The 7639-nt window shown below is 58.2% G+C and carries 6 protein-coding genes; all 6 read left to right on the top strand.

Features of this window, described 5'->3' with window-relative positions:
* On the top strand, positions 1-545 hold a 545-nt coding region (hprK, locus tag RDQ42_RS06510), incomplete at its 5' end, for an HPr(Ser) kinase/phosphatase (protein WP_308588459.1).
* Between the two features lie 66 nt (positions 546-611).
* Complete coding sequence (locus RDQ42_RS06505; protein WP_071427100.1) at positions 612-1337, top strand: phosphatase; 726 nt, start codon at positions 612-614, stop codon at positions 1335-1337.
* 35 nt (positions 1338-1372) lie between these two features.
* Positions 1373-2281, top strand: a complete 909-nt coding sequence (murB, locus tag RDQ42_RS06500) for a UDP-N-acetylmuramate dehydrogenase (protein WP_308588458.1) — start codon at positions 1373-1375, stop codon at positions 2279-2281.
* A 12-nt stretch (positions 2282-2293) separates the two neighbouring features.
* Positions 2294-3160, top strand: coding sequence for an RNase adapter RapZ (rapZ, locus tag RDQ42_RS06495; protein ID WP_231358400.1), 867 nt, complete (start codon positions 2294-2296; stop codon positions 3158-3160).
* Between the two features lie 11 nt (positions 3161-3171).
* Positions 3172-4098 carry a DNA-binding protein WhiA gene (gene whiA, locus RDQ42_RS06490; RefSeq protein WP_054331171.1) on the top strand — a complete coding sequence of 309 codons (927 nt, stop codon included), beginning with the start codon at positions 3172-3174 and terminating at the stop codon, positions 4096-4098.
* A gap of 20 nt (positions 4099-4118) precedes the next feature.
* Positions 4119-7637 (top strand): DNA polymerase III subunit alpha, encoded by a 3519-nt coding sequence (locus RDQ42_RS06485; protein ID WP_231358399.1) that lies wholly within the window; start codon positions 4119-4121, stop codon positions 7635-7637.
* The last annotated feature ends 2 nt before the right edge of the window (positions 7638-7639 follow it).

Below are 7639 nucleotides of genomic sequence, written 5' to 3'. Positions count from 1 at the left end.
CCCGGGTCACCCGCCACGGCGTCTTGGTGGAGGTTTATGGCGAGGGCATCCTGATCTTTGGAGAAAGCGGCGTGGGCAAGAGCGAGACCGCCATCGAGCTGATCAAGCGGGGCCACCGGCTCATCGCAGACGACGCGGTGGAGATCCGCCGGGTGTCCGGCCGCACCCTGGTGGGCTCTTCACCGGAGAACATCCGCCACTTTTTGGAACTGCGCGGTATAGGCATCATCAATGCGCGCAGAATATTTGGTATGGGCGCCATCAAGGAGACGGAAAAGCTGGATATGATTGTCCAGTTGGAGCAGTGGGACCAAAACAAGGTCTATGACCGGATGGGGATGGAGAGCGAATACATCGAGATCTTGGGCATCAAAGTCCCTGCCACCACCATCCCGGTGAAGCCCGGCCGGAACCTGGCCATCATCATCGAGGTCGCGGCGATGAACCACCGCCAAAAGAAAATGGGATACAATGCGGCCCAGGAGCTTTTGCAGCGCCTCGGCATGGCCGAAGGCGGGGAACTGATCGACTGGGATCAATTCTAACAAAAACAAAAGCAAGGGCCTTTTGGTGGGGCCCTTGTTTTTACATAGAGAAAGGAAGTATCACACATGGATTTTCAGCTTGTTGCGGACACCCACACCCATGCCTTGGCCAGCGGCCACGCTTACAGCACTTTGCTGGAGAACCTCCACGCCGCCAAAGCTATTGGACTCTCCTTTTTGTGTTACACCGAACACGGCCCAGCCATGGAGGACGCACCCAGGCGCTTTTATTTTCATAATATAAAGAATCTTCCCGATATGGTGGAAGGTGTGGGCCTTTTGAAGGGAGCGGAGGCCAATATCTGCGATTATGAAGGCACCCTAGATCTGCCGGAAAAGGATCTGGCCGCGTTGGACTGGGTCATCGCCTCTTACCATACCCAGGTGATCGACCCCTCCACCAAGGAGGATGCCACACGGGGCTGGCTGGCGGTGGCGAAAAACCCATTGGTGGATGTCTTGGGACACTGCGGGGACAGCCATTATGATTTTGATCAGGAAATGGTAGTCAAGGCCTGTAAAGAGCACGGGAAAATCATCGAGATCAATTCCCACTCCTTTGAGGTGCGCCAGGGCTCCAAAGAGAACTGCCGCTCTATCGCCCTCCTTTGCAAGGAGTACCGGGTGCCGGTGGTGGTCAGCTCCGACGCCCACTTTGTCACCTCGATTGGAAAGGTGGGCAATTCATTGGCTCTGTTGGAGGAGATCGGTTTCCCGCCGGAACTGATCCTCAACGGGGAGTACAACCGCTTCTTGCAGGTGGTCCGGGAAAAAACCGGCCGCTTTCAATAATTTTTACAGCACCATTCCAATTTTTGGGAGGTAGTATGGATACACGGGAACACTTTTTGCAGATTTGCCAGGAGCAATGCTGCACCCCCCTTCTAGATGAACCGATGAGCCGGCACACCACCTTCCGCATTGGGGGCCCGGCGGAGTTTTTCCTTCAGCCCACATCGGAAGAACAGCTGGTTTGCCTTTACAAGGCTGCAGGGGAGTTGGGCCTGCCGGTCCATCTGTTGGGCAATGGCTCCAACCTTTTGGTCAGCGACGCCGGGGTTAAAGGGGTGGTTTTCTGCCTGGGGCCGGCTTTTAGCGAGGTGGAGCTCATCGGGGAAAACACAGTCCGCGCCAAGGCGGGCAGCACCCTTGCCCAGCTCTGCCGATTTGCACAGGAGCACAGCCTCACCGGGCTGGAATTTGCCTATGGCATCCCCGCCAGCGTAGGGGGGGCAGTGTATATGAACGCCGGGGCCTACGGGGGCGAGATCAGGGACGCCCTCCTCTGTGCCCGCCACATCACCCCGGAAGGGGAGAGGGGGGAGTTCCCGGCGAAATCGCTGGACCTCTCCTACCGGCACAGCTTTTACAGTGGAAAGGCGTACATCGTCACCGGGGCGGACTTTTGCCTTTCCCCCGGGAACCGGCAGGAGATCCGCACCCGGATGGAGGAAATCCTCTCCCGCCGCAAGGCGAAGCAACCCTTGGAATTCCCCAGCGCGGGGAGCACATTCAAGCGCCCGGAGGGGGCCTATGCCGCCCAGCTCATCGATGAGTGCGGACTCAAAGGGATGCAGGTCGGCGGGGCGATGGTCAGCGAAAAGCACGCTGGGTTTTTGATCAACGCCGGAGGCGCCACCTGTGCAGACATGCTGGAATTGATCCGGCGGGTGCAGGAAATTGTAGCGGATAAGACTGGCTACCAGCTGGAACGCGAAGTGGAAATTTGGCAATAGGAGGGATGCCCTGTGGAACTTGTCATCGTCACCGGTTTGTCCGGTTCGGGAAAATCCAAAGTGGTAGACGCCTTGGAGGACATCGGCTTCTTCTGCGTGGACAACATCCCGCCCAAGCTGATTCTAAAGTTCGCCGAGCTCTGTTCCCAATCGGCCCAGGCTATGGATCGGGTAGCCATTGTGGTGGATGCCCGAAGCCGGGAGATGTTCAGCACCTTTTCCGAAAGCCTGGCGGAGCTGACCGCCCGAGGGTATACCTATAAAATTTTATACATCGAGGCGGAGGACAGCGTAATTTTAAAGCGCTATAAAGAAACCCGCCGCCGCCATCCCCTGCTGGACGGGGAGTGCGACAGCACCGAGGAAGCCCTCAAGAGTGAGCGGGAGCTGCTCCGCTTTGCCAGGGAGAACGCTGATTACATTCTGGACACCTCCCTCTCCTCCACTGCCCAGTTGAAGGAAAAGATCGCAGACCTGTTTTTGAGCGACACCAGCCAAAAGCTTTTGGTGAGCGTCATGTCCTTTGGGTTCAAGTACGGCCTCCCCGCGGAGGCGGATTTGGTGTTTGACGTCCGCTGCCTGCCCAACCCCTTTTACATCGCCGAGCTGCGGGACCGCACCGGCCTGGAGAAGTCCGTGCGGGACTATGTGTTCCAGCAGCCTCAAACTGGCGGCTTGGTCACCCGGCTGCTCGATCTGATCGATTACCTGCTGCCCTTGTACCGGGAAGAGGGGAAGACCCAGTTGACCATCGCTGTCGGCTGCACCGGCGGGCAGCACCGCTCGGTGGCCTTGGCGGAACACCTCTACCGCCACTTGGAAGAGGCGGGGGCCCGGGTGATCTGCACCCACCGGGACATCCACCGGCGGCAGCAGTAAGGGGGCATACCATGACCTTCACCTATAAAATCAAAAGCGAAATCTACCGCAGCAAGGCGTTTCGGGGCCCTCGGCGGGCAGCCCAGGCCTACGGGCTTCTGCTGTTTGGCAAACACTTTGGGGAGGAGGCCATCGGCCTGGTCACTGAGAATAAGCGGGTGACCAAGCTCTATGCCAATGCCATCACCGACCTCGTCGGCATCACCGAAAGCATCACCATCAAGGAGACCAAGCACACTGGGAATTCGGTGTTTGCCGTATCGGTGGACAGCCGGGAGGATCGGGAGAAGGTGCTCGCCTTTTTCGGCCACCGGGAAGGGGCCGAAGGCATCCGAATGGAGAACTTGGCGGAGGAAGGGGATTTGGCCGCGTTTTTGAGCGGGGTGTTCCTGGCCTGCGGCAATGTCACCGATCCCCAGAAGAGTTACCACCTGGAATTTGTGGTGCCTTCTCCCGGCTTGGCTCAGCCTTTGTGCGATGCCATTGGGCTGATTCTGCCCACGCCCAAGCTGACCCGGCGCCGGGGGCAGGAGATCGTCTATTACAAAGAGAGCGAAAACATTGAGGACCTCCTCGCCACCATTGGGGCGAGCACCGCCGCCCTGGAGCTGATGGAGGTCAAAATCTATAAAGACATGCGCAACAAGGTCAACCGGGTGACCAACTGCGAGACGGCCAACATCGAAAAGACGGTCACTGCCGCCATGCAGCAGATCGAGGACATCAACCTGATCCTGCGGGAGCGGGGGGAAGGTGCTTTGGAGGACGACCTGCGGGAGCTGGCCTTTCTGCGCCTCCAAAACCCGGAGATGTCCCTGCGGGAACTGGGGGAAAACTTGTCAGAGAATATCTCCCGCTCCGGAGTCAACCACCGCTTGAAGCGGATCGGCGCCCTGGCCGATGAGATCCGCCGGATCCAGACCGCAGCCCGGAAGTGACCAAGAAAGGAGGGGGACAGGTGACCGATTTTTGTCATCTACACGTACATACCGAATACAGCCTGCTGGACGGCGCCTGCCGTATTGAAAAGCTGCTGGAGCGGGCCAAAGAACTGGGACAATCCTCTATGGCCATCACCGACCATGGGGTGATGTATGGGGTAATCGACTTCTACAAACAGGCTAAAAAGCTGGGGATCAAACCCATCATCGGCTGTGAGGTGTATGTGGCGCCCCGCACCCGGTTTGACAAAGTCTACCGGATCGACAGCTCCCCCTACCACCTGGTGCTCCTCTGTAAGGACAACACCGGCTATCAAAACCTGATTTCCTTGGTTTCCAAAGGGTTTATCGATGGGTTTTACAACCGGCCCCGGGTGGATTTGGAGCTGCTGCGCAGCCACAGTGAGGGGCTCATCTGTCTCTCCGCTTGTTTGGCGGGGCAGATCCCCCGCAATTTGGTGGCTGGCGATTACCAGGAGGCGAAGCGGGTCGCCTTGGAATACCAAGGGATTTTCGGCAAGGACAACTACTTTATTGAAATCCAGGACCACGGCATCCCGGAACAGAAGAGGATTCTCCCCGACTTGATCCGCCTCTCCCGGGAGACCGGCATCGGCCTGGTGGCCACCAACGACGCCCATTACATCCGCAAAGAGGACAGCCAGATGCAGAAGGTGCTGGTCTGTATCCAGACCAACCACACGGTGGACGAGGATTCCGATATGGAGTTCCCCACCCAGGAGTTTTACATCAAGTCCCGCCAGGAGATGGAACAGCTGTTCCCTGAGATCCCCGAAGCGTTGGACAACACGTTGGCTATTGCAGAGCGCTGCAATGTGGAATTTGAATTCGGCCATACCAAGCTCCCCTACTATACCGCGCCCGATGGCCGGGACAATGTGGAGTTTTTTGAAGACCTCTGCCGCACCGGCCTTGTAAACCGGTATGGGGCGAACCCAGCGCCTGAGCTAACCCAGCGCTTGGAGCATGAGATGTCGGTCATCAAAAAGATGGGGTATGTGGACTACTTCCTCATCGTCTGGGACTTCATCAACTACGCCCGCAGCAAGGGCATCCCAGTGGGACCGGGCAGAGGCTCCGGTGCAGGGAGCATCGCCGCCTACTCTATGGGTATCACCGGCATCGACCCCATCAAGTACAACCTGCTGTTTGAGCGGTTTTTGAACCCGGAACGGGTCAGCATGCCCGACTTTGACATCGATTTCTGCTACGAGCGCCGCCAGGAAGTCATCGACTATGTGGTGGCCAAGTATGGGAGCGACCATGTGGCTCAGATCATCACCTTCGGCACCATGGCGGCCAAGGGATCGGTGCGGGATGTGGGCAGGGCTTTGGGCATCAGTTACCAGCAGGTGGACTCCATTGCCAAACTGATTCCCGGCATGCCGCTGAACATGACCATTGACAAGGCGCTTACCGTCTCCCAGCCCCTCAAAGAGCTGTACGAGACCTCCCCCCAGGTGAAGGAGCTGATCGACACTGCCCGCAGCATCGAGGGGATGCCCCGCCACGCCTCCACCCATGCGGCGGGGGTGGTCATCACCCGGGACCCGGTGGACACCTATGTCCCCCTGCAAAAAAACGATGAAGCAGTGGTCACCCAGTTCCCCATGACCACCTTGGAAGAACTGGGCCTTTTAAAGATGGACTTCTTGGGCCTGCGCACCCTGACGGTGATCAGCTACGCCCAAAAGATGGTCCGCCGCAAGCACCCGGAGTTTGACATCGATAGAATCAATCTTGCAGATGGCAAGGTGTTTGAAATGCTCACCCTGGGGCAGACCCAGGGTGTGTTCCAGTTCGAGTCCGGGGGGATGCGCCAGGTGCTGATGCAGCTCCGGCCAGAGTCGATGGAGGATTTGATCGCGGTGATCTCCCTTTACCGCCCCGGCCCGATGGACTCCATCCCCACTTATATCCGAAACCGCCACAACCCGGCCCTTGTCACCTACAAACACCCGCTGCTCAAGCCCATTCTGGACGTCACCTACGGCTGTATCGTCTACCAGGAGCAGGTCATGCAGATCTGCCGCCAGTTGGCTGGGTACTCCTACGGCCGGGCGGATCTGGTGCGCCGGGCCATGTCCAAGAAAAAGGCGGATGTGATGGAGAAGGAACGGCAGAACTTTGTCCATGGCGCCCTCAAGGAGGACGGCTCGGTGGAGTGCGTGGGGGCGGTTGCCAACGGGGTCAGCGAGGAGATCGCCAACAGCATCTTTGACGAGATGAGCGGCTTTGCCTCCTACGCCTTCAACAAATCCCACGCAGCTGCTTATGCCTACTTGGCCTACCAGACCGCTTTTTTGAAATGCTATTATCCCAAGGAGTTTTTGGCCGCTCTCCTCACCAGCGTGCTGGACAACACCGATAAGGTGATTGAATACATCAACGAATGCGGCCGGCTGGGCATTCAGGTGCTGCCCCCCAGCATCCAAGAGAGCGACGAAGGGTTCACCGTCACCGAGGAAGGGATCCGCTTCGGCCTTTTGGCGGTGAAAAACATTGGCCGGGGCCTGATTCGGGAGGTGCTCCAGGAACGGGAGGCCGGCCCCTTTGAAAGCTTCACCGATTTCTGCCAGCGGATGTACGGCAAGGACCTGAACAAGCGGGCCATGGAGAGCTTGATCAAATGCGGGGCCCTCGATTCCTTCGGTTACCACCGCAGCCAGCTCCTCTCGGGGTATGAAGGGCTGCTGGCCGATATCGACCGGGTGCAGAAAAACAACATCTCCGGGCAGATCAACCTCTTTGACTCCGCCCCGGCAGAGGTGAAAACCGAATACCGCCTTCCCCCTATGGAGGAATTCCCCGCCCCCCAGATCCTCAAGATGGAAAAGGAGACCACTGGCCTCTACATCACAGGGCACCCTCTATCCGCTTACACCAAGCTGATCAAAAAACTGCGGTCGGTGGAAATAGGGGACATCCTCGCCCATGAGGAGGGGCGGAACAAGGCGGTCAAGGACGGCAACTCTATACGTGTGGTCTGCATCATCACCGGTAAGAAGATGAAAGCCACCAAGAATGACGACACCATGGCCTTCCTCTCCATCGAGGACTTGACCGGCTCCCTGGAAGTTTTGGTCTTCCCCAAAGTGCTGGCCGCCTGCTCGGGCCTGCTCCAAGAAGGGGCTGCCTTGGTGCTGGAGGGCCGTCTCAGCCTGCGGGAGGACGAAGACCCCAAAATCCTCTGCGAGCGGGTGATCCCCGCCGATCAAGCCCTCTCGGCCAAAGAGGCCGCCGCGCCGGACCAGCGGGAGGAGAAAAAAACCGCGGGCAAGCCCGGGCGGAGAAAAGGGCTTTACCTGAAAGCCCCCAGCCGGGGCAGCGAAGCCTTTGAAAAGGCATCCAACCTGCTTTCCATCTTTGAAGGGCCGACCCCGGTGTATGTCTTTTTTGAGGACACCGGAAAGCTGACCCTCGCCCCTCAATCCATGTGGGTGGAGTACAACCAGCCTCTTCTCACAGAGCTCAAACGGGTATTGGGGGAGAAAAATGCGGTTTATCAGCCGTAAGA

It is taken from the genome of uncultured Merdimmobilis sp., from assembly GCF_902471145.1.
Taxonomy (GTDB): domain Bacteria; phylum Bacillota; class Clostridia; order Oscillospirales; family Ruminococcaceae; genus Merdimmobilis; species Merdimmobilis hominis.
Note: the sequence above shows the minus strand (reverse complement) of the source record. Positions and strands in the feature narration are given on the sequence as shown.

What these genes read in the sequence shown, in the direction of transcription:
- RDQ42_RS06505 (WP_071427100.1), top strand. Translation starts at nt 612, where the DNA reads ATGGATTTTCAGCTTGTTGCGGACACCCACACCCATGCCTTGGCCAGC.
- murB (WP_308588458.1), top strand. Translation starts at nt 1,373, where the DNA reads ATGGATACACGGGAACACTTTTTGCAGATTTGCCAGGAGCAATGCTGC.
- whiA (WP_054331171.1), top strand. Translation starts at nt 3,172, where the DNA reads ATGACCTTCACCTATAAAATCAAAAGCGAAATCTACCGCAGCAAGGCG.